Annotated in this window: 18 protein-coding genes; 7 read left to right on the top strand and 11 right to left on the bottom strand. The window is 71.0% G+C overall.

Annotation, left to right across the window (positions count from 1 at the left end; all coding sequences use genetic code 11):
- Positions 1-188: 188 nt before the first annotated feature.
- Positions 189-752 (bottom strand): carboxymuconolactone decarboxylase family protein, encoded by a 564-nt coding sequence (locus ACTOQ1_RS41285; RefSeq protein WP_440073854.1) that lies wholly within the window; start codon positions 750-752, stop codon positions 189-191.
- Between the two features lie 136 nt (positions 753-888).
- The gene (locus tag ACTOQ1_RS41280) at positions 889-1284 is read right to left on the bottom strand and encodes a winged helix-turn-helix transcriptional regulator (RefSeq protein ID WP_440073853.1); all 396 of its coding nucleotides are present in this window, start codon (positions 1282-1284) and stop codon (positions 889-891) included.
- Between the two features lie 206 nt (positions 1285-1490).
- Here ACTOQ1_RS41280 and ACTOQ1_RS41275 point away from each other — a divergent pair, with 206 nt between their 5' ends.
- Positions 1491-2201: an SDR family oxidoreductase gene (locus ACTOQ1_RS41275; protein WP_440073851.1), complete on the top strand. Its 711-nt coding sequence runs from the start codon at positions 1491-1493 to the stop codon at positions 2199-2201.
- Positions 2202-2291: 90 nt separating this feature from the next.
- Here ACTOQ1_RS41275 and ACTOQ1_RS41270 read toward each other — a convergent pair whose 3' ends face one another.
- From ACTOQ1_RS41270 to ACTOQ1_RS41235, 8 genes are all read right to left on the bottom strand, one after another.
- The gene (locus ACTOQ1_RS41270) at positions 2292-2882 is read right to left on the bottom strand and encodes a phosphoribosylanthranilate isomerase (protein ID WP_440073850.1); all 591 of its coding nucleotides are present in this window, start codon (positions 2880-2882) and stop codon (positions 2292-2294) included.
- 57 nt (positions 2883-2939) lie between these two features.
- Positions 2940-4595, bottom strand: a complete 1656-nt coding sequence (locus ACTOQ1_RS41265) for a penicillin-binding transpeptidase domain-containing protein (protein WP_440073848.1) — start codon at positions 4593-4595, stop codon at positions 2940-2942.
- 172 nt (positions 4596-4767) lie between these two features.
- Positions 4768-5586, bottom strand: coding sequence for a PIG-L family deacetylase (locus ACTOQ1_RS41260; RefSeq protein WP_440073846.1), 819 nt, complete (start codon positions 5584-5586; stop codon positions 4768-4770).
- Positions 5587-5728: 142 nt separating this feature from the next.
- A complete protein-coding gene (locus ACTOQ1_RS41255) occupies positions 5729-7012 on the bottom strand; it encodes a Gfo/Idh/MocA family protein (protein ID WP_440073845.1) in 1284 nt (427 codons plus the stop codon).
- A gap of 120 nt (positions 7013-7132) precedes the next feature.
- The gene (locus ACTOQ1_RS41250) at positions 7133-8398 is read right to left on the bottom strand and encodes an ABC transporter substrate-binding protein (RefSeq protein WP_440073843.1); all 1266 of its coding nucleotides are present in this window, start codon (positions 8396-8398) and stop codon (positions 7133-7135) included.
- 34 nt (positions 8399-8432) lie between these two features.
- Positions 8433-9293 (bottom strand): carbohydrate ABC transporter permease, encoded by an 861-nt coding sequence (locus tag ACTOQ1_RS41245; protein ID WP_440073841.1) that lies wholly within the window; start codon positions 9291-9293, stop codon positions 8433-8435.
- The gene (locus ACTOQ1_RS41240; protein ID WP_440073839.1) at positions 9277-10257 is read right to left on the bottom strand and encodes a carbohydrate ABC transporter permease; all 981 of its coding nucleotides are present in this window, start codon (positions 10255-10257) and stop codon (positions 9277-9279) included. The genes ACTOQ1_RS41245 and ACTOQ1_RS41240 overlap by 17 nt, the downstream gene beginning before the upstream one ends.
- A gap of 596 nt (positions 10258-10853) precedes the next feature.
- Positions 10854-11822 carry a LacI family DNA-binding transcriptional regulator gene (locus ACTOQ1_RS41235; RefSeq protein WP_440073837.1) on the bottom strand — a complete coding sequence of 323 codons (969 nt, stop codon included), beginning with the start codon at positions 11820-11822 and terminating at the stop codon, positions 10854-10856.
- A 147-nt stretch (positions 11823-11969) separates the two neighbouring features.
- Between ACTOQ1_RS41235 and ACTOQ1_RS41230 the strand changes: the two genes are divergently transcribed.
- From ACTOQ1_RS41230 to ACTOQ1_RS41205, 6 genes are all read left to right on the top strand, one after another.
- Entirely contained in the window at positions 11970-12857 is an 888-nt protein-coding gene (locus tag ACTOQ1_RS41230; protein ID WP_440073836.1) for an NAD-dependent epimerase/dehydratase family protein, read from the top strand.
- Between the two features lie 25 nt (positions 12858-12882).
- A complete protein-coding gene (locus ACTOQ1_RS41225) occupies positions 12883-13749 on the top strand; it encodes a 5-dehydro-4-deoxyglucarate dehydratase (RefSeq protein WP_440073835.1) in 867 nt (288 codons plus the stop codon).
- Positions 13746-14789 (top strand): mandelate racemase/muconate lactonizing enzyme family protein, encoded by a 1044-nt coding sequence (locus ACTOQ1_RS41220; protein ID WP_440073834.1) that lies wholly within the window; start codon positions 13746-13748, stop codon positions 14787-14789. The genes ACTOQ1_RS41225 and ACTOQ1_RS41220 overlap by 4 nt, the downstream gene beginning before the upstream one ends.
- A complete protein-coding gene (locus ACTOQ1_RS41215) occupies positions 14786-16687 on the top strand; it encodes a DUF6807 family protein (protein WP_440073832.1) in 1902 nt (633 codons plus the stop codon). Before ACTOQ1_RS41220 ends, ACTOQ1_RS41215 begins: the two co-directional genes overlap by 4 nt.
- Positions 16688-16888: 201 nt before the next feature.
- A complete protein-coding gene (locus tag ACTOQ1_RS41210) occupies positions 16889-17497 on the top strand; it encodes a TetR family transcriptional regulator C-terminal domain-containing protein (protein WP_440073830.1) in 609 nt (202 codons plus the stop codon).
- Positions 17494-18420, top strand: a complete 927-nt coding sequence (locus ACTOQ1_RS41205; RefSeq protein ID WP_440073828.1) for an SDR family oxidoreductase — start codon at positions 17494-17496, stop codon at positions 18418-18420. Before ACTOQ1_RS41210 ends, ACTOQ1_RS41205 begins: the two co-directional genes overlap by 4 nt.
- 186 nt (positions 18421-18606) lie before the next feature.
- On the opposite strand, the gene ACTOQ1_RS41200 is transcribed toward ACTOQ1_RS41205, so the two are convergent.
- Complete coding sequence (locus tag ACTOQ1_RS41200; RefSeq protein WP_440073826.1) at positions 18607-22503, bottom strand: NB-ARC domain-containing protein; 3897 nt, start codon at positions 22501-22503, stop codon at positions 18607-18609.
- Positions 22504-22866: the final 363 nt, after the last annotated feature.

The following is a 22866-nucleotide window of genomic DNA, read 5'->3' as shown; positions in this document are numbered from 1 at the left end:
GGGCAGGGCTTGCCCTTCGCGACGCTGCGGAAGCGGCCTAGCGAGAAGCCGCTCCCTTCAGGGAGCGGAGGAGTCACTGGCTGGAGCATCCGGCGCTTCGCGCCGTCGACATCCCGCTGTCCGGCGACCTCGGCACCGTCGTCGGGGTCCGCCGACCCCTCTGACCGGCCGAGCGGACCGGTCCGGGCTCACCTGTCGTCACCGTCCCAGGCGAAGGCGTGGAACGGCGGGTCGAGGGGGGCCTCGATCAGGCGGTTGGCGAAGGTGGAGATCGTGTACGCGCCGATCCCGAGGACGACCTCGAGAGCGTTCCGCGCGCTGTGGCCCGCGTCGAGGAACGCCCGCGTCTCCTCGTCGCCGACCGCGCCGCGATGGTCCATGACGGCGAGGGTGAAGGACCGCAGCGCCTCCGACCGGGCGTCCGGGAGGGGCGTGCCGGCCCGGAGCGCCTCGACGAGCTCGGAGGGGGCCTCCAGCCGGGCCAGCGTGGCGGTGTGCATCGCCACGCAGACATGACAGCCGTTGCGGGTGGCGACCGTCATGACGACGATCTCGCGGTCGACCGGATCCAGGGTGCTCTGCTCGAAGGCGGCGCTCGCCGCCAGGAACCCCTTGAGCAACTGCGGGGAGGTGGCCATCCGGCCGACCGCCGTGGGGACGTGGCCGAACTTCCGCCGCACACCCTCGATGGTGGGACGGGCGTCGGGCGGAGCACTCTCGGCGGTGTGCGTGACGAAGACGGCATGGGACATGGGGGCCTTCTCTCTTGTTCTCCGGGTCCTCGGAACGTGGGCTGCGCGATCGCACCTCAGGGCGATATCGTCAATGAGGTTGTCTATATAGTAAAGACGGTTGACGACTTTGGCAACGCCGGACCCGGAAGGCCGCTCAGGTGCCGAGGAAGACCAGGTCGACGTCCTCCCGGGGCACGGGCGTGCCGGCGTCGTCGACGAACGTGACGCGCACGGGACGCCCGGTGGACCGGCTGCGGCTCCACATCGAGGGCCCCTCCTCGTGGGGCCGGTTGACGTCGCCCCACTGCTGGAGCGAGGCGAGCACCGTCACCAGCTCCTCGCCGGCCGGGGTCAGATGGTAGCTGTGACGAGCCCTGGCTCCCGGCTCCCGATAGGGACGGCGCTCCATGACACCCGCCTCGACCAGCGCGTTCAGCCGGTTGGTGAGCAGGTCGGAGGCGATGCCCAGGGAGTCGCGGAAGTCGGCGAACCGGGTCAGGCCGGCGAGGGCGTCCCGGACGATCAGCAGTGTCCACCGCTCACCAAGCACCTGCAAACTCCGGGCGACGGAGCAACGCGGTTCGGGTACGCGACCTGTCTTCGTGGGCATGATTCCAGTCTATGCGAGGTTGGGTTTTCCAATCCAGGATGCTAGATTGGATATACCAACTCAGGTGCCGGAGCACCCCCGGCGGTCCCGTGGCGTGGAAACCGTCTCGCGGCGTCTCCGCCCGTTCATCCACGGTAAGGAACATCATGCAGATCAACGGCTCTGTGGCCCTCGTCACCGGCGGCAATCGCGGACTCGGCGAGCGGTTCGTCCAGGCACTGCTCGAACGCGGCGCGTCGAAGGTCTACGCCGCCGCGCGCAATCCCGACACGATCACCACGCCCGGTGTGGTGCCCATCGCCCTGGACGTCACCGACCCGGCGGCCGTACGCGCGGCGGCCGACCTGGCACCGGACGTCACCCTGCTGATCAACAACGCCGGAAGTTCCACCAAGGCGGGGCTCCTCGACGGGGAGCTCGACGCCTTCCGGCTCGAGATGGAGACCCACTACTTCGGCACGCTCGCCATGAGCCGGGCCTTCGCCCCCGTCCTCGCCCGCAACGGCGGCGGGGCCGTCCTCAACGTCCTGTCCGTGCTGTCCTGGGTCGCGCTCCCCAGCAGCGCGGCCTACTCCGCGGCCAAGTCGGCGGCCTGGTCCCTGACCAACGCGCTGCGCCTGCAGCTCGCCGAGCAGAAGACCCTGGTCACCGCCCTGCACGTCGGATACATGGAGACCGCCATGGCCGCGCACGTCGACGGGCCCAAGAGCGACCCCTCGGCCGTCGCCCGCGCGGCCCTCGACGGCGTGGAGGCCGGGCGGTACGAGGTCCTCGCCGACGAGACCAGCGCGCGCGTCAAGGCCGCGCTCTCCGGCGACCTCACCGCGCTCTACCCGAAGCTGGCCGGGGCCCGCTGAACGGCACCGGCCGTCGAACGTCCGGGCGGCGGGGAGACCGTCCTCGTGGACGTGGTGACGACACCGGCCGGGCAAGCCCGGCCGCGGCGCTCAGCCGCCGCGGGCGGCGGTGACGAAGTCCCTGATGAGACCGGGGTCCTTCACCCCGGGCGCGACCTCCACCCCGCTCGACACGTCGACCCCCCAGGGCCGGGCGGCGGCGATCGCCCGGGACACGTTCGACGGGTCCAGCCCACCGGCCAGCATCCAGCGGCCCTCCGGGCGCCCGCGCACGGCCGCCCAGTCCCACGGCTCCCCCGATCCCGGCCTGGGCGCGTCGACGATGAGCAGGTCCTCGTCGAGGGCGCCGCAGCGCAGGTCGGTGCTCGCGGCCCCGGCGCGGACCAGCGTGACCCCGAGGTCCTTCAGCGCGGTGAAGTCCTCGTGCGGATGGTCGCCGTGCAACTGGACGGCACGCAGTCCCGCCTCCAGCGTGGCCGCCCTGACCTCCTCGGACGGCTCACCGGCGAACACCCCCACGGTCAGCACGTGCGGGGGGATCGCCGAGGCCAGCTCCCTCGCCCGCGCGGGGGTGACCCGCCGCGAGCTCCTGGTGAGGACGAACCCGACGGCGTCGGCTCCCGCCTCGACGGCGGCCGTCACATGTCCGGGCTCGCGCAGCCCGCAGATCTTCACGTACACCCTGTGTACGGTAGCCCGTTCCCCGCACCCGGAACGCCGGGAGCGCGGCAGAGCGCGTCAGAGGGCGTTCAGGAACCTCGCGGCGATCGGCGCCGCCACCTTGCCCCCGGCACCGCCGTGCCGGACGAACACCGCGAAGGCCAGGGAACCCCGGTAGCCGATGAACCAGGCGTGGTCCCCGCCGCCCTCGACCTCGGCGGTGCCGGTCTTGCCCGCGGTGTCCGACGGGAGCCCGGCCTGGGAGGCCGTTCCCTGGGTGACCACGGCGCCCATCATCGTCCGCAGGCTCGCGGCCACCCCCTCGTCCAGCGGCACCGGGGCCGGCGAGTCCGCGGGAGGCCCCTCGGTCATGATGGCGGGTCTCCAGACGCCGCTCGCGACCGCGGCGGCGACCTCGGCCATGCACAGCGGGCTGGCCTGCACCGAGTTCTGGCCGATGGCGTCGGATCCCAGCTGGTCCGGGCTTCCGTACGGCTGGATCCGGCAGGAGCTCAGCCCCGGCTTCTCCCGGAAGCCGAACCTGTCGGCCGCCTCGGCGCGCAGCCGGTCGTCGCGCAGCCGCTCGTACGTCTGCTGGGCGAAGGTGGTGTTGCAGGAGAGCGCGAAGGCCGTGGTGAAGGGCACGTTGCCGTGGTCGACGCCGTCGGAGTCGCTGAAGCTCCTGCCGTTCGGGATGGTGTAGCCGGCCGGGCAGGCGACCTGCGACTCCGGGGTCAGGCCGCTGCGGAGCAGCGCGGCGGCGGTCACGACCTTGAACGTCGAGCCGGGCGGGTAGAGGCCGTTGAACGCCTCCTTGCCGCCCAGCGTGTCCGCCACCGCGCGCACCTGGGCCGTCTGGACGTCCAGGGCCACGATCGCGGCGGGCTGGCCGACCCCGTCCAGGGCGCGGGCCGCGGCGGCCTGGACGGGCCGGGAGATCGTGGTCCTCGTCCCCGAGGCCTGCCGGGGCGGGGAGGCCAGCAGCACCCGGCCGGAGGGCTCCTCCTCCAGCCGCAGCTCGACCGCCGTGTCGCTCAGCCCGCTGAAGTAGTGGCCCGCCCTGCTGTCGCGGGGGAACGGGACCCCCTCTCGGGTCAGCGTGGCCGGGCTCCGGACCTCGGTCTCCTTCAGCCGCAGCCTCCCGCCGTCCTTGAGCGAGCGGTGCATCGTCTCGGGGGTCCAGCGCACCTTCCACACCCCGAACCGCAACTCCAGGCGCAGGACGGAGTCGAACGGCCACTCGCCCAGCCCGGTGACCTGCCGTACCCCCCTGAAGGACATCTCGGCCGCCTCCTCGCCGCGGTGGCGCAGCTCGCCGGGGGTGAGCGACAGCGACGAGACCCGCAGGTCGGCGTCGAACCCGCGGTGCCGGACGCCGAAGTCGGCCGGGGGGTCGACGACCATGCCCGTCATCCCGATGAAGTCGCCGTTCTGCCAGGCGGTCAGGTAGCTCGTCGCGGTCGCCTCGGGACCGCCCTGCGAGGTCGGCGTGACCGGGGTCAGCGTGACCAGGTTCGGTGGCGGCGAGACGGGCACCGGGCTGGGCGGCTCCCCCGCCTCCCGCACGGTCGTGCCGACGTCCGGTTCACCGGACTCGTCGGAGTCGCCGGCCGGCGTGGGGCGCGGCGAGGGCGAGGCCACCACCGCCCCCGGGGCGGCCACCACCCCGTACACGCCGAAGACGAGGATCGCGGTCGCGGAGAAGACCAGCGCGAGGAGCCGTCGATCACGCATAACCGTTTACTCCCCCGGGTTTGCAGAGTTGCATACCAGAGAAAAGATCGTAAAGGCGACGAGAAGCGTTGAACCAGGTTTTTCCGTACTTCGGTATGACACCGTAGTCCTCGGCGGGCCCCGCGGGGCGGGGCCCGCCGAGGGCCGTCCCCGACTCCCCCGACGCGTCTTCCTAGCGGAGGCCGTCGAAGAGGTCGTCCTCGCGGTCGGCCGCGGCGGGAACGCGGTTGATGTGGCGGACGAAGGTCTCGTGCGCGAACACCCGGTGCTGGGCCTCGGCGGGCATGCGCAGGAAGAAGATGCCGTCTCCCTGGCTCGCGTGCGCCTCCAGCGCCTTGAGCTTGCGCTCCACCTGGGCGGACACGTCGACCACGGCGGTGATCTGCTCCTCGGGGACGCCGAAGTCGTCGGGGAACTCGAAGCCCTCCGGGGCGTCACCGGTCGAGCGGAGATACTCGAACAGCTCGGCCATCCGCTCGCGTGGCACGGCCGTGTAGTAGAGCTTGCCGGGAATGCCGCTCGCCTCGGCCGCGGCCACCGCGATCCGGTGGGCCTGGATGTGGTCGGGGTGGCCGTAGCCGCCGTTCTCGTCGTAGGTCACGACGACCTGCGGGCGGTAGCGCTCCATCAGCGCGACGAGCCGGCCGACGGCCTGCTCGAAGGGGACGTTGGCGAAGGAGTCTGGCGCCTCGTTGGCGGCCCAGCCGACCATGCCCGAGTCGCGGTAGCCGAGCAGCTCCACGTGGGAGATCCCCAGGTGGGTCGCCGACTCGCGGAGCTCCTCCAGCCGCAGCGCTCTCACCGCCGCCTCGTCGTGGCCGGGCTCCCCCGGCTTCACCCCGCCGGGACCGTCGCCCTGCTCGCCGTTCGTGCAGGTGACCAGGACGGTCCGGACGCCCTCGTCCGCGTACCTGGCGAGGATCCCGCCGGTGCTGATCACCTCGTCGTCGGGATGGGCGTGAACGGCCATCAACGTCAGTTCTTCATCCATAGATTTCCACCCGTTTTCGAAAAGTCCTGCGGACCGGCCCACTCTACGGTGGCCGCCGGAGCGCCGGGAGCGGCAGGTGAGTCACCGGAACGGGCGGGACGCCCTTGCGGGGAAGGCCGGGTCTCCGCCGGGCGCCGGGGGGTCAGCCCGCGTACCGGGTGCCGTCGTCCTCCAGGAGGACGGGTGCGCCGCTCGCGGCGGACAGGTTGGCCGAGACCCCGACCATCACGCTCGCGACACCCGCGCGGTGCCCCGCCTGGCAGCCCAGGGGGTCCTCGCCCGCGCCGCGGAAGACGTCGTCCAGCATGAGGGCGTCGCCGCCGCCGTGACCGCCCGCGCCGGAGGAGATGGCGATCTCCTCCGGCTCGCTCCAGTGCCGGTGCAGGACGAGCCGCTCGGAGGCGCCGGGGGCGTGCGCCTTGTCGGCGGCGGTCGGGTCGATCGCGGCCCGCGGCGGGGTCCAGGCGCGTTCGACGACCTCCAGCTCCAGCCGTCCGGCGGTGCCGTTCACGGCCACCCGGTAACCCTCGAAGGGGCCGTGGGCGTTGAGGGAGTAGGTGAGCATCGCCCCGCGGGAGTACCCGACGATGACGGCCATGTTGTCCTCGATGGTCACGCCGTCGTCGAACACGTCCTGGTCGCGGAGGTAGCCGTCCTCGTGCTCGGCGTCCAGGTAGAGGCGCTTGAGCCGGGGGTCGGCGGAGATGTCGAGGAGGTAGGGGTCGGTGCCGAGTCCCGGCGCGCCGTGGGCGCGTCCCGGCCGGTCGCGCAGGCCGCGGGCGCGGGCGTTGTCGGCTCCGTAGAACCGCAGCGCCGACCGGGCGTAGACGGAGCGGGCGGTGTCGGCCAGCCACCAGTTGACCAGGTCGAAGTGGTGGGTGGACTTGTGCACCAGCAGGCCGCCGGAGTTGGCCCTGTCGCGGTGCCAGCGGCGGAAGTAGTCGGCTCCGTGGATGGTGTCCAGCACCCACTCGAAGTGCACGGAGGTGACGTCGCCGATCGCCCCGTCGGCGAGCAGCCTGCGGACGGCGCTGTTGCGCGGCGAGTAGCGGTAGTTGAAGGTGACGACGAGCCGGCCGGTGCTCCGCTCGGCGGCCTCGGTGATGGCCGCGCAGTCCTCGGCGGTGGTGCACAGCGGCTTCTCCACGATGACGTCCTTGCCCGCCTCCAGCGCGGCGACGACGTAACGGGCGTGGGCGGCGTCGACGGTGGCGACCACGACGGCGTCCGCGAGCTGGAGCATCTTGTCGAACTCGTGCGGCGCGAAGCACGGGACGTCGCGTCCGATCCGGTCGAGGTAGTAGCCGATCCGGGTGCGGTTGACGTCGCAGAGGGCGACGATCTCGCCGGTGTCGCCCCACTCGCCGAGCAGCGCGTCGATGTACAGCTGTACCCGGTGGCCGAGCCCGACGAAGGCGTATCGCATCAAGCACTCCATGAGAAGGACCAAGCACTCCATGAGAAGGACGGTGAAGGGTGGAGACAGGTGTGCCGTACGGCTCGGCGCGAGCCGTACGGCACGTCGGCGGGTCCCGGCTACCGCCGGCTACTTGGTGATGGCGGCGTTGGCCTCGGTGAGGAAGGCCCTCGCCGCGTCGTCCGCGGAGGCCTTGCCGAACAGCACCGAGTCGGTGGCGCGCTTGAGGATGTCCTCCATCTCCATGGCGCCCTTCGGCGGGATCGCGATCGGGCTCAGCTCGCTCCTGATGGAGTCGATGAAGGCCAGCACCTTCTGGTCGGTCGGGGTCAGCTTGTCCTTGATGGCGGCGACGACCTTGGCGTTGGTCGGCAGGCCGCGGTCGCTGAGCAGGATGGCGCCGGCCTCGGGGTCGTTGACGAGGAAGTCGACGAACTTCTGGGCCGCGTCGGCCTGCTCGGTCTTGGACGAGATCGTGTAGTACATCGCCGGCTGCAGGAACATGCCGGCGGTGGTCGCCCCCTCCGCCTTCGGCATCCGCAGCAGGTCGAGCTCCTGGCCGGAGCCCTTGCTCAGCGCGGTGAGCTGGTTGCTCCACCAGCTGCCGAACGCGCTGGCGTTCGTGGCGAGCAGGGCCTGGTCGACCTTGGTCCCGGTCTCCAGCATCAGGGCGGCGTCCGGGCCGGCCTTGGTAGAGATGATCTTCTGCAGGAGGGCCCACCAGTCCTTGATGACCTGCTCCGACAGGCCGATCTTGCCGTCCTTGTAGAACTGCTCCCCGCGCTGGGCGGCGAACAGCTGCAGGAAGGCGGGGTTCTCGTTGTACTCGGTGCCCCAGACCTTGCCGTCGCCCTTCTCGGTCACCCGCTGGGAGAGCGCGATGTAGTCGTCCCAGGTCCAGGTCGTGTCGTCCGGGACCCTCTCGCCGGCCTTCTCCACCGCCGCCTTGTTGACGATCATCGGGAAGGTGTTGACGCCGGTGGGGATGGCGTACTGCTTGCCGTCGACCTGGCCGGCCTTGAGCACCTCCTGGTCGAGGTCGGCGGTGTTGACCTTGCCGTTGAGGTCGGCGAGGGTGGCGCGGCCCGCGTACTCGGCGAGACCGCGGATCTCGATGGACATGACGTCCGGCGCGTCGCCGGCCGCGGTCTTGGTGGCCAGCTTCTCGTAGTAGCTGTCCCAGTCGGAGAAGTCGCCTTCGATATCGATCGTCGGGTTCTTCTTCTCGAACGCGGCGATGGCCGACTCCGTCAGCTTCTGCCGGGCATCGCTGCCCCAGTACGAGAAGACGACCTTCGTCTTCCCGTCCGACTCGCCGCCGCTGTCGTCGCTGCCACATGCCGTGGCCGAGACGGCGAGCAGGGTGATGGCGGTGGCCGCCAGGATTCGCTTCATCGAGATACCTCCGGGGGGATGGGGGTGGGAGGGGTTATTTGAGACCGGTGGTCGCCATGCCGCGAACAAGATACTTCTGGCCCGCGAGGAAGAACCCGAAGATCGGGCCGAGAGAGATGATCGACATCGCGAACAGCGGTCCCCAGGAGGATTCGCCGCTGGAGTCCATGAACTGCCGCAGCGCGACGGGGACGGTGAGATTGTCGGAGTTGGTCAGGTAGAGGTTCTGGGTGAAGAAGTCGTTCCACGTCCAGATGAAGGTGAAGATCGCGGTGGTCGCCAGCGCCGGAACGCACAACGGCATGATCACCCGGATGAACGTGCGCCAGTAGCCCGCGCCGTCGATCGCCGCCGCCTCGTCCAGCTCCCGGGGAAGGGTGCGGATGAACTGCACCATCAGGAAGATGAAGAACGCGTCGGTCGCGAGGAACTTCGGCGCGACGATCGGCCAGATCGTGTTGATCCAGTCGATCTTGGCGAACACGATGTACTGCGGGACGACCGTGACGTGGTGCGGCAGCATGATCGAGCCGAGCATGATCGCGAACCACATCTTCTTCAGCGGGAACTCCAGCCGGGCGAAGGCGTAGGCCGCGAGCGAGCAGGCGACCAGGTTGCCGACCACCGCCAGCGCGGTGAGGACCGCCGAGTTCCACAGGTAGTAGCCGAAGGAGTGCTTGAGGGCGTCCCAGCCCTCGGTGTAGTTCTCCGCCGTCACCGCGGTCGGCATCAGCCCCGGCTCCCGGAAGATCAGCTCCTCGGGTTTGAACGAGCTGGAGACCATCCACAGCAGCGGGTAGAGCATGAACAGCCCGGCGCCGATGAGCAGCAGGTGCCTGAGCAGGCGCGGGGCGGGCCGGAAAAGGACCGGCACGCGCTTACTTGTCGTCGCCATAGAAAACCCAGAATCGAGACATGAGGAAGTTGACACCGGTCAGCGCGGCGATGATGAGCAGCAGCACCCAGGCCATTCCGGCCGCGTAACCCATTTCGTAGTTCTTGAAGCCCTTGATGTAGAGGTAGAGCGTGTAGAAGAGCGTCGAGTCGACCGGTCCGCCGTTGCCACCGCTGACGATGAACGACTGCGTGAAGGACTGGAACGACTTGATCACCTCCAGCACCAGGTTGAAGAAGATGATCGGGGTGAGCAGCGGCAGGGTGATCGAGCGGAAGTTGCGCCACCTGCCGGCGCCGTCGACCGAGGCCGCCTCGTACAGGCTCTGCGGGATCTGGCGGAGCCCGGCCAGGAAGATGACCATCGGGGCGCCGAACGTCCAGATGTGCAGGACGATCAGCGTCCACAGCGCGGTGTCGGGGCTGGTCACCCAGCCCTGGCCCTCGTAGCCGAACAGGCCCAGGAACGAGTTGACGATGCCGTCGGTCCCGAAGATCTTCCGCCAGAGGATCGAGATCGCCACGCTGCCTCCGAGCAGCGACGGCAGGTAGAAGATCGAGCGGTAGAACGGCAGGCCGCGCAGGCCCTTGTCCAGCACGAGCGCCAGCGCCAGGGCGAAGGCCAGCTGCAGCGGGACGGACACCAGCACGTAGGTCGTCGTCACCTGCAGCGACGCCATGAACCGCTCGTCCTCGGTGAACATCTCCACGTAGTTGTCGAACCCGACCCACTTGGCCTCGGTCAGCAGGCTGTAGTCGGTGAACGACAGGTAGAGCGAGGCGATCATCGGGCCGAGCGTGATCGCGAACAGGCCGATGAACCAAGGGGCCAGGAACAGGTAGGCCGCCCGCGCCTGCGTTCGGCTTCGGTGGCTCTTGAGACGCCCGGGGTGGGGGGCGCCCGCCTTTTCCGGGGGCGCGACCGGCACCTCGGTCGTCCCCGCCGTTGCGGGACTCAGCGTCATCACTGGCCCTTCGGGGAGTTGGTGAATGGGATGCGCTTTTCCTATAGCTTCACAAACTAAGACGTCAACCCTTTGCAGTGAGCTAGCTCACGAATCGTAACCTTCGGTTTTATCGTTATCGCAGCTCAGAGGGGATATCCCTCGCCAGAGGCCAAACGGAAAAAACTCGCTTGAACACGAGTTAGTACAACCGATTGCAGTAGCGGACCGTGATCCGCTCGCGGCACGACGAGCGAGAAGTGCCTGGTGGCCGCCCTTCGGGCGAGGTGCCCGCTCGACGCGCGTCACCACCGCCGCGGGATCAATTGCACCGTTGTGCCGGGATCCGGCCGCGCGTGGGCCGTGGGAGAGAAACGGAAGTCCACGGGCTCGCCGCTCCCGGCGTTCTCGCCCGGTGGCGTCGTGGCCCCCTGGTGGCGCGCTCGACTCCGTGGACGCGATGGATCCAAAAGACGCGGCGGACTACGAAAAACGCCGTGGGCCCCAGAAGGCACGGTGGGTCTCAGGAGGCGCAGTGGCCTCCAAGAGGCACGGAGAATCCCAAGAGGCACGACGAACCCCAGGGGACACAGTAGACCCAGGGGGCGCGGTGGGCTTCAGGAGGCGCGGTGGACTTTAGGAGGCGCGGTGGACTCCCGGACCACCAGATGGGTCTCCAGGACGGTCGCGGCGCTCATCGACTGGATGAGCAGGTCCACCGCCATCCGGCCGGCGTCGCTCGCGGGCATCGCGACCGTGGTGAGTTTGGGACGGTGCAGCCGTCCGGTGATGCTGTCGTCGAAACCGATCACGCTGACGTCGCCCGGCACGTCGACGCCGAGGACCTCCAGTCCCTCGATGAGGCCGATGGCGACGAGGTCGTTGTAGGCGAGCACCCCGGTCACCCCCGCCTCGGCGATCATGGGTGCGGCGGCGATCCCGCCCTCCTCGGTGGGAGAGTTGGGGCCGATGACCACCGTGTCGAGACCGGGGATCTCCGAGACGGCCTTGCGGATCTCGCCGCTGGTCCACGAGCCGGCGGGGCCCGCCACCAGGGCGACGCGCCGGTGACCGAGGCTCACGAGGTGCTCCATCGCGGCGCGGGCGCCGTTCGCGACGTCCATCACGACCGTGGTCAGCCCGCGGATGCGCCGGTTGACCAGCACGAACGAGACCTGTTCCGAGAGCTTCTCAAGGGCCTTGTTGGAAAGTCGCGGGCTGCACAGCACGATGCCGTCGACCTGCTTGGAGAATGCCAGTACGAGATTCTCCTCCTCGACGGGGTCCTCTCCGGTGTCGGCCACGAAAAGGTGGTAGTCCTGGCGGCGGGCGGCGGCCTGCGCGGCCTTGATCAGCGGAGGGAAGAACGGATTGGCCAGATCGGCCACGATCAGCCCGATGTTGTTGGTGCGGCCCGTCTTGAGCGAGCGGGCCGCCCGGTTGGGCCGGTAGTCGAGCTGTTCGGCCGCCGCCAGCACCCGGGTCCGGGTCTCGGCGTTCACCAGATGGGGTGCCGAGAAGGTCCGGGAAACCGTCGACACATGGACGCCTGACGCCTGGGCGACGTCCCGGATGGTCACTGACATGCCGCACACCTTAACGCAATCGTTTGCAGATGGGTCAACCATCCTGAGACCGGTTGCCGGTGATTGACCCCGCTCACTTGACGTATTGTCCCGCCTGACGCGATTGTTTACTGCAACTGATTGCAGTCTTCAAAAGGAGTCCACACGGTGAGCAGAGTGCTCGTCACCGGCAGCGCAGGCCGGCTCGGCCGCAGCGTGGTCGCCTCGCTCGCGGCGGCCGGACATGAGGTGATCGGCGTGGACAGCGCGCCGGGAACCCCTCGCGAGGCCGCCTCGACCCTTCCGGCGGATCTCACCGATCTGGGTGAGGCCTACGCGGTGATCGCGCGGTTCCGGCCGGAGGCGGTGGTCCATCTGGCGGCCATCGCGGTGCCGTTCAGCCGTTCCGAGCCCACCACGTTCCGTGTCAACACCCAGCTCGCCTTCAACATCTGCGCGGCCGCGGTCGCCCTCGGCGTGGAGAAGCTCATCGTGGCGAGCAGCCCCACGGTGATCGGATACGGCGCGCCCGGCGGCTGGACCCCCGCCTACCTGCCCCTTGACGAGGACCACCCGACGGAGCCATGGAACGCCTACAACCTGTCGAAGGTCGTGGCCGAGCAGACCATGCGGACGTTCGCCCGGGCCGGCGAGACCACCCGGATGGCCGCGTTCCGCCCCTGCTTCGTCGTCGCGCCCGAGGAGTGGGAGGGCGCGCCCACCCAGTCCGGGCACACGATCACCGAGCGGCTGGACCGGCCCGAGATAGGCGGGGTCTCCCTGTTCAACTACCTCGACGCCCGCGACGCCGGCGACTTCGTCGACGCGCTGATCACCAGGCTCCCCCTGCTGGAGACGAACGGCGAGGTCTTCTTCGCGGGCGCCGGCGACGCCCTGGCGCGCGAGCCGCTGGCCGAGCTGCTGCCGACCGTCATGCCGGAGACGAAGGCGTTCGCCACCCATTTGACCGGCACCGCCCCCGCCTTCTCCTCCGCCAAGGCGGAGCGACTGCTCGGCTGGACCGCCAAGCGCAGCTGGCGCACCGAACTCTCCTGACTCTCCTGAAAGAGAGACCCCGATCATGAACCTCGATGGTGTCCTGTTCTTTCCCGTGACCCCCTTCGGCCCGGACGGCGGGCTCGCGCCCGGCGTGCTGGCCGACCACGTCCGGCGGGGACTCGAGCACCGGCCGGGCGGCGTGTTCGCCGCCTGCGGGACCGGTGAGTTCACCGCGCTGTCGGAGGCCGAGCACGCCGAGGTCGTCCGGGTGGCGGTGGAGACGACGGCCGGGGCCGCCCCGGTGTTCGCCGGGGCGGGCGGGCCGATCGGCGCGGCGCTCGCCCAGGCGCGGGCCGCCCGCGAAGCGGGTGCCGACGGGCTGCTGCTCATGCCGCCCTATCTCGTCCAGGGACCCGGTTTCCCCGAGTACGTGCGGGCGATCGCCGCCGAGCTCCCGGTGATCATTTACCAGCGCGGGCCGATCGCGCTCGAACCGGAGGCGGCGGTCGAGCTGGCCGCGATCCCCGGTGTCATCGGGCTGAAGGACGGCCTCGGCGACATCGACCGGATGCAGCGGATCGTGCTGGCCGTCCGGGAGACGCACCCGGACTTCCTGTTCTTCAACGGGCTGCCGACCGCCGAGCTGACCCAGCCCGCCTACCGGGCCCTGGGCGTCGGCCTGTACTCCAGCGCGGTGTTCTGCTTCGCGCCCGAGATCGCCAACGCCTACCTGAACGGCGACGAACGGCTGATCACCGAGTTCTACGCGCCGCTGGTGCGGCTGCGTTCCAAGGTGCCGGGCTACGCGGTGTCGCTGGTCAAGGCGGGGGTACGGCTGCGCGGGCTGGACGTCGGCGCGGTCCGGCCGCCGCTGGTCCCGGTGGCGCCCGAGCACGAGGCCGAGCTCGAGGCGCTGATCAAGTCCGGACTCGCCCTGGTAGCGCCATGATCAAGGATTTGACGGTCACGCTGCGGTCGGTGCCCCTGGCCCGGCCCTGGGGCGCGGACGTGCCCTTCAACCACGCGCTGCTCGTCACGATCACGCTGGACGACGGGCGGCGCGGCACCGGGCCGGCGTGGACTCCGCAGATCGGGGCCCAGGCGATCAAGGCACTGCTGGAGCACGACATCCGCGACGCGGTGATCGGCCTGCCGCCGCATCCGGAGCTCGTGTGGGACCGGCTGTCGGCCCGTCTCGGCGAGGCGGGGCGGTCCGGGATCGTGCCGATCGCCCTGGCCGGGGTGGACCTCGCGCTGTGGGATCTGCGCTGCGGCGAGCGCCCGCTGGTCGAGGTCCTCGGCGCGCGGCGCGAGAGCGTCCCCGTCTACGGCAGCGGGGTCAACCTCCACTACCCGCTGGAGGAGCTCCGGGCGCAGGCCGGACGGTGGGTCGCCGCCGGACACACCGCGGTCAAGATCAAGGTCGGTCGCCCCTCGCTCGCCGAGGACGTCGAGCGGGTGGCGGCGGTCCGCGAGGTGATCGGCCCCGACCGGCTGCTGATGATCGACGCCAACCAGCGCTGGGACCTGCACCGGGCCCGGACCGCGCTGCGGGCCCTGGAGAGGTACGACCTGTTCTGGATCGAGGAGCCGCTGCCCGCCGACGACCTGGCCGCCCAGGTGGAGCTGCGGCGGAGCGTCGCCACGCCGATCGCGGTCGGCGAGAACGTCGCCACCGTCCACGGGTTCCGCGACCTGCTGACCGGGGGCGCCTGCGACGTCGTCCAGCCGAACCTGGTCCGGGTCGGCGGGATCACGCCGTTCCTGCGGATCGCCGAGCTCGCCCGCGCCTTCAGCGTCCCGGTCTATCCGCATCTGCTCACCGAGCTGTCGGGCCAGCTCGCCCTCGCGCTGCACCATCCCTCGATGGTGGAGAGGGTGGAGGACGCCACGCTCACCGATCTCGGGCTGCTCGCCGAGCCCTTTCCCGTGGAGATCACCGGGCCGGAGCTGCGGGCGACCGGGGCACCGACGAGGTGGGCGTCGTGAAGCCGGTTCGAGTGGTGGTCGCCGGAATCCACGGCCACGGCCGCAACCATGTGGAGAACGTCCGGCGGCTGGCCGCGGCAGGCCGGGCCGAGCTCGCCGGCGTCTGCGACACCCGGCCGGCGTCCGGCCTCGACGTGCCGTGGTCGACGGACCTGCCGTCGCTGATTTCCGAGACCGGGGCGGAGGTCGCGGTGATCGCGACGCCGATCCACACCCACGCGCCGCTGACGGTCGCCGCCCTGCGGGCCGGGGCGCACGTGCTGCTGGAGAAACCCCCCGCGCCGTCGGTGGAGGAGTTCGAGCGGATCTCCGCCGCCGTGGCCGAGACGGGGCTGGCCTGCCAGGTCGGCTTCCAGTCGCTCGGCTCGGCCGCCGTCCCCGCGGCGGCCGGGCTGCTGGGCGAGCCGATCCGCGCCATCGGCGTCGCCGGAGCCTGGACGCGCCCGTTCACCTACTACACGCGCGCCCCCTGGGCGGGGCACCGGCGGCTGGACGGCGTGGACGTCATGGACGGCGCGCTGACCAATCCGTTCGCGCACGCGGTGGCCACCGCGCTGGCCGTCGCCGGGGCCGACGCGGTCTCCTCGGTCGAGGGGATCGAGCTGGAGCTGTACCGGGCCAACGCGATCTCCTCCGACGACACCTCCAGCGCCCGGCTGCGCCTCGCCGACGGAACCGTCATCGCGGTCACCGTGAGCCTCTGCGGCGACCGGCGGACCGAGCCCTACCTGCATCTGCACGGCGAGACACGCTCCGCACTGCTCTTCTACACCCTCGACGAGATCGAGGTGGACGGCGTCCGCACCGGCTTCGACCGGGTCGACCTCCTCGGCAATCTCCTGGCGCACATCAGGGAGGGCGAGGAACTGCTGGTGCCGCTGGAGCGGACCGGCGGCTTCACCCGGCTGCTCGACGAGATCCGGCGCGCGCCCGACCCGCTGCCCGTCGACGGCTCCCGCACGGAGCCGTCCCGGCTGGTGCTGCCGGGCATCGACGGCCTGGCCGTGCGCGCGGCGGCCGAGCTGAAGACCCTGTCGGAGCTCGGTTTCCCCGGCAGCCTCGCCTCCCGGCCGAGCACCTGGCCCGAACCGTCGCTGCGCGTCGGTTCGCGGGAGGTCGCGACCTACACCCGGCGGGGCGACCTCAAGCCGACGGACGCGCCGCGGCCCCACCTGCATCCGGTCCGGACCCTCGGCGGGACGCTCGTGACCGAGACCCAGCCCGCGGACCACGTGCACCACTTCGGGGCGAGCGTGGCCATCTCGGATGTCAACGGGGTCAACTTCTGGGGCGGCTCCACCTACGTACCCGGCACCGGCCCGAGGATCCTGCCCAACCACGGGCGGCAGCGACGGCGCTCGCTGCGCCCCGTGGACGGCGGCTTCGCCGAGCGTCTCGACTGGGTCGGGCCGGACGGCGCCGTCCTGGCCGCCGAGGAGCGGACCCTCACCGCCCGCGCCCTGCCCGGCGCCTGGGCGCTGGACGTCGCCTTCACCCTGCACAACCGGACCGGCGAGCCGCTGTCGATCCAGAGCTCGGCCTGCAAGGGCCGGACCGGCGCCGGCTACGGCGGGTTCTTCTGGCGCGCGCCCAAGGACTCCCCCGGGCTGGACGTCTTCGCCGACGGCGCCTCCGGCGAGCGGGCGGTGCACGGCGGCCTCTCGCCCTGGCTCGCGCTCATCTCCGACGACTGGAGCCTGCTGTTCGTGCAGACCCTCGGGCTCGACCCGTGGTTCGTCCGCGTCGCCGAGTACCCGGGCGTCGGACCGGCCCTGGCCTGGGACGCGCCGCTGACCGTCCCCGACCGGCTGGCCCGCGCGATCACCGTCGTGGTCGCCGACGGGCGGCTCACCACCGAACGGGCCGCCGCCCTCGCCGCGGAGCTCGTCGTCTCCTGAGGACCTCCACCGCGGGGCGCCTCGACGGGGCGGCGCCCCGCGGCCGGAAAGGTCTCGCGCGAAGAGCTCCTCAACGGCTGCGTGAGCCGCTTCCCGCCTGATCTCCCCTGGCGGGGGTACGCATGTTCCTGGCTCTTCGATCGGAGGGGTCATCGCCGTGCGCTATAAATAATGAAGGTTCATTATTTAATGGGAGGGGTCATGGCGGGACGGCCGCGCACGATCAGCGAGCAGCGCATCATGGTCGCGCTCGCCGCGGCGGTCGGGCGGGTGGGACCGGGCCGGTTGACACTGGCCGACGTCGCCCGGGAGGCCGGAGTGTCGACGGGCGTGCTCGTCGGGCGGTACGGCAGCAAGCGCGACCTGCTGCTCGGATTCGTCCGGTGGGGCCTGGCGGAGAAGACGTTCGTCCAGCCGATGCGGGCCGCGTTCGAGTCCGCCGCCGATCCGGTGGAGGGGGTGATCCGCGCGGTGGTGCGCAGCGCCGGACCCGACACCGAACCGGAGGAGTTCGCCAACCACCTGGCGTTCCTTCACCTGGAGCTGGCCGACCCCGAGTTCCGCGAGCTGCTGTGCGAGCACGACGCGGCGGTCCGCGCCGAGCTCGCCGCCTGCCTGCGGTCGGCGGTGGCGAGCGGGCACGTGGCCACGGGCACCGACGTGGACGCGCTCGCCGCCGCCGTCGACTCCATCCGCAACGGCACCCAGCTCACCTGGGCGATGACCAGGTCGGAGCCGCTGGCCGAGGCGCTCCGCCGGGACCTGAGCACGCTGCTCGACCCCTACCGGCGCGACAAGGAGGACCGGTGACAGAAGAACGGGTGAAGAACAAACCGTTGACCGGGCAGGTCGCCCTCGTGAGCGGAGCCACCCGTGGCGGAGGCCGCGGAACGGCCGTCCAGCTCGGCGCGGCCGGCGCGACCGTCTACGTCACGGGCCGCAGCACGGCGGCGGCGAGATCGCCGATGAACCGTCCCGAGACCATCGAGGAGACCGCCGACCTGGTGACCGCCGCCGGCGGCCACGGCATCGCCGTCCCCACCGACCATCTGGACGTCGCCCAGGTCCGCGAGCTGGTGGCGCGGATCGACCGCGAGCAGGACGGCAGGCTCGACATCCTGGTCAACAACGTCTGGGGCGGTGACCCGATGACGGTGTGGGACAAGCCGTTGTGGGAGCAGCCTCTCGAGGACGGCCTGCTGCTGCAGCGGCAGGCGGTGCACACGCACATCATCACCAGCTGGCACGCGCTGCCGCTGATGGTGGCCCGCCGCCGCGGCCTGGTCGTGGAGGTCACCGACGGCACCGCCGACCAGGACTACCGGGGCACCTTCTTCTACGACCTGGCCAAGGCGGGTGTCATCCGGGCGGCCCTGGCGCAGGCGGGTGACCTGCGGCCGCACGGCGTCACCGCCCTCGCGCTCACGCCCGGCTTCCTCCGGTCGGAGGCGATGCTCGACCATTTCGGCGTCACCGAGACCACCTGGCGCGACGGCATCGCGAAAGATCCCTACTTCGCGATGTCGGAGACACCCGCCTACCTCGGCCGCGCGGTGGCCGCGCTCGCCGCCGACCCGGAGGTGAGCCGCTGGAGCGGGCGTTCGCTGTCGACCTGGCAGCTGGCCAAGGAGTACGGCTTCACCGACGTCGACGGCTCCCGGCCGGACTGGGGCGGCTACTTCGGCGCGACCCAGCGCCAGAGCGGCGCCGTCGCCCCGGAGGACTATCGGTGACACCCGGATCGCGCCGGTCGCCGCCGAGGGGGTGCTCGCGTCCGCCGTTCTCGCGGCCGTGGCCGCGCTGGCCGCGCTCGCGGTGAGCCCGCGCCGCCGCGAGGCCTAACGCGGAAACCCGCCGCGCGAAAGCCGCGGTGACGACCGCGCCGGTCGCGCCGGCTCACCGCGAGCGCTGTCCGGGCGCTATTCGGGCGGAGGGTAGAGGTCGAACCCGTACAGGCCCTGGTCGCCGCCCGCGGCCAGGGCGAAGCCGCTGGGGAACCAGGCCAGGCAGTTGAGGCCCGCCTCGACCCGGGCTCCGGCGGCGGACGACTCGCCGTACCTGTCCCACACCCGGATGGTGCCGTCGTCGGAGCAGGTGGCGAGCAGGTTGCTGTCCGGGGAGATCGCCACGCCGCGGATCCTTCCCTCGCCGCCGGACAGCCTCGCCCGTTCCGTGCCGCCCGCCGACCAGACACGGGCGCCGCCGTCGTCGAAGCAGGCGGCCAGCCAGGTGCCGTCGGGGGCGATCGTCACCCCCCGGGCCGGACCCGGGCAGCCCTTGAGCGAGGCCCGTGCCTTTCCGTCGGCTCCCCACAGACCGGCCGTCCCGTTGGCGGAGAAGATGGCGAACCATCTGCCGTTCGGCGCCACGGTGATCTCGCCGATGTCCTCCACCCTGTTCCTCAGGGTGGCGTACCTGCGGCCGTCCGGTTTCCAGAGCTGGATCTTCCCGTAGATGGACAGGGTGGCGAGCCAGCCGCCGTCCGGGGAGATGAGGAGGTGGGCCGTCGCCCTGACGTTCGCGACCAGGACGGCGCGCTCGGTGCCGTCGGCCCACCACACGCGGGCGGTGCCGTCTTCGGAGCAGGTGGCCAGCCAGGTGCTGTCGGGAGCGATCACCACCTCGCGCACCGGCCCGGTGTGACCGGCCAGCACCGCCCTCCTGCTGCCGCCCGCGCCCCACAGCCGTACGGTCCGGTCGGCCGACCAGGTGGCCAGCCAGGTGCTGTCGGGGGCGATCGCCACTCCGCGCAGGCGTCCCGCGTGCCCCGTCGGGATGGCCCGCCTGCGGCCACCGGCGCCGCGTATCCGGACGACGTGGTCGGCCGACCATACGGCCAGCCACGTCTTGTCCGGCGAGACCGCGCCGTAGTGGCTGTTCTCCAGGGGAACGGTGAGGGTCGCCCCTTCTATCCTGTCCTCATTCCAGAGTTTCACCGACCCGTCACCGGAGTGCGTGGCGATCCAGCTCCCCTCGGGGGAGATCGTCACCTGGCGCACCGTCCCGGTCCGGCCCCTGCGGCTCTGCCGCGCGGTGCGCTCCGACTGCCAGATCCGGATCGTCCCCTCGTCGGAGCAGGCGGCCAGCCAGCTGCTGTCCGGCGCGATCACCACCTGACGAACCACCCCCGCATGACCCGTCAGAGCGGCCCGCTCGACGCCGTCGGCCTCCCACAACCGCACACTCCGATCACCGGAGAGCACCGCCAGCCAGCCGCCGTCCGGCGCGATCACCACCTGACGAACCACCCCCGCATGACCCGTCAGAGCGGCCCGCTCGACGCCGTCGGCCTCCCACAACCGCACACTCCGATCACCGGAGAGCACCGCCAGCCAGCCGCCGTCCGGCGCGATCACCACCTGACGAACCACCCCCGCATGACCCGTCAGGACGGCCCGCTGCCTGCCGTCGGCCTCCCACAACCGCACCGGGCCGGTGGACGCCCAGGTGGCCAGCCACGAACCGTCGGGAGAGATTCGCATGCCCGATCCTGCCCCGGTGTGTCCCGTCAGGACGGCCCGCTCGACGCCGTCGACTCCCCACAGACGCACGCTCCCGTCTCCGGAGAGGGTCGCCAGCCACGAACCGTCAGGTGAGACGGCTATTTCGGAGACCTTGCCGATCGGCCTGTTCCGGCCGGAGACCTTCTCGTCCTCCTGGTTCCAGCCGCGCATCCTCAGGACGTCTTTCAGGCGTCGCGGCTTGGTTCTCACCCGGACCCGGCTCCTGAGGACCAGCCGTCTCTTCCCGCCGGGACTCCAGAGAGCGACCCCTCCCCTCGCGGAGCGGGTCGCCAGCCACGACCCGTCCGGCGCGGCCACCAGCCCGGCGAGCTTTCCCGTCCCGCTTCGCAGGGTGGCCCGCCTGCTCCCGTCGGGATTCCAGAGGCGGCCCTTCCCGCTCGCGGAGAGGGTCGCCAGCCACGACCCGTCGGACGCCGCCACCATCGCGGCGAGCTTTCCCACGCCGGTGCGCAGGACGGCCCGCTCGGTGCCGCCGATCCCCCATATCTGCACCCTCCTGCTCCCGGAGCGGGTCACCAGCCACGAACCGTCCGGCGCGACGACGACCTCGTGCACCGGCCTGCCGTGGGTGGCCAGCGTCGTCCGGGTGGTGCCGTCGACCTTCCAGATCTGCGCGCCGCCGTCGCGGGCGTGCACGACGAACCGCGACCCGTCCGGTGTGATCGACACCTGGTTGAGCCGTCTCGTCGCCGAGGTCAGGGTCCGCAGGAGGCAGGTGGCGCCGTCGTCGGGCAGCGGCCAGCGGGCTCTCAGGAAGGTGGTCTTGTTCTCCTGGCTGTAACGCTCGACCGACGCCCGCATCGGCGGGAACGCGTAGAGGCGGGCCAGCAGGTTCGCCGTGGAGACGGCGTCCGACTCGAAGGGGGTCAGCAGGTGGGCGCTGCGGTCGATCAACCGGCGGACCCCGGCGACGGAGCGGGAGGTCGACAGGGCCAGGTCCGCCTCCGCCGCGGCCACCCCGAACGCGCGTACCCGGGCGACGAACCACCGCACGTCGTGCAGGAGCGACTCCAGCTCCCGGTATCTCCTCGCCTCGGAGAGATGGAACGGCAGGTGGTCCCAGAGGTAGGGCATGGTCTGGGGCAGCCTCCACCATTCGGCGTCCGCCGTGAGGTCGTCGTCGGGTATCAGGTTCCTGGCCTCGTCGAGGAGGTCGCGGTTCGCGGCCTCGACGCGCTCCTTTCCCAGGCCGCCCTCCGAGCGGACGGCGGAACGGACGACGTCGTGGATCGTGATCGACGGCGTCTTTCCCCTCGCGTGACGTCTGCTGACCAGCGAGAGGTCCTGGAGCCTTCCGCAGAGCCGCTCCGCCTGCTTGGACGTGAGTCCCGCGGTGCCCCGCCAGAGAAGCTCGACGACGCTGACCGGTATCTCGGCGTCCTCGGGGAAGACGCCCAGTTCCAGGAAACGGGCGCGGTCGAACGCGCCGAGGGCCTCGAGGCTGTGCTCGACGGTGGCGAGCACCGCGGTCTCCCGCTGGGAGGCGGCGGTGACGTCCAAAACGGGCGGCACGGTCCGGCCCAGCCGCTCGGCCGCCCGGCGCGCGGCGACGTCGGCATTCGTTCCCGCGCCGTGCTCGTCGCGCAGCCGCGCGTTGACGAGGGACAGTAGCAGCGGCCATCTCCCCGTCAGGCCGACCAGGTCGCTGACGACCCCGGGGTTCATCGGCGGCAGCCCCCGGCTCAGCACCTGGACGGCCACCCGCGGCGCCATCTCGTCGACGATCATCGCGATCGCCTTCGGGGGCAGTGCCCGGGGCAGCCTGGTCGTCACCAGCACCCGGGACCGCGCGGCCGCGGCCAGGAACGGGCGCAGTTGCCTGAGGCTCCACACGTCGTCGACCACCAGCAGCACGCGGCCCCGCTCCGCCAGGGCCTCGGCCATCCGGTGACCGGCCTGCTCGGGGCTGGAGAACTCCGGCCGGACGCCCAGCACGGCCTCCGTGACGTCGTTGGCGAGCGCCGCGATGTCGGCACCGGCGCGGTCACGGCCCACGGTGACCCATATGACGCCGCCGCCGAACCGTTTACGCACCTCGTCGCTGTGACACGCCTCCACGGCCAGAGAGGTCTTGCCGAACCCGCCCGCCCCGGCGAGACCGGTGGTCAGCCCGACCGTGCCCGAGCCCCTCATCGTCAGGGTGGAGACCACCTCGTCCAGCTCGGTTCTCCTGATCCAGCCCGGCTGCCTGTCCGGCACCAGGAAGAGCCCGCCGCGCGTGCGTGACTCCCTCAGTTTCGGCGTCAGCCATGTCAGCAGGACGGCGAGGGAGGCGGTTAATCCGAAAATCACGACCCATTCGATCCGGTGCTCGACGACCGTGTCCGGAAGATATTCTTCGACCATTCGCACCGGAAGTCCGACCAGGATTCCCAAAACCACCAGAATCGCCGTGGCGACATCGGTGATTCTTTTTGTGCGACGAGTCACCGCCCACCCCTACAGTGCCGACCCCTGCCCCGACGGGCGCCGGGAACCCTGGACGCACGATATCTGTTCCCCATTGCCGTCGAGTTGAATCACCGAGGTTTCGGCAATTAAAGCGCATACGAAAAGCCGTGTTGCACACTTTGAGCTGCTATGTCCACGACGTCGCGCCCGCCATTCCGGCTCCCATTCAAGGGAGATCCTTTTCCGTGACACCGCGGTCGCCCT

Origin of the sequence: Streptosporangium sp. OZ121, assembly GCF_051918885.1 — a bacterium.
GTDB lineage: Bacteria > Actinomycetota > Actinomycetes > Streptosporangiales > Streptosporangiaceae > Streptosporangium.
Note: the sequence above shows the minus strand (reverse complement) of the source record. Positions and strands in the feature narration are given on the sequence as shown.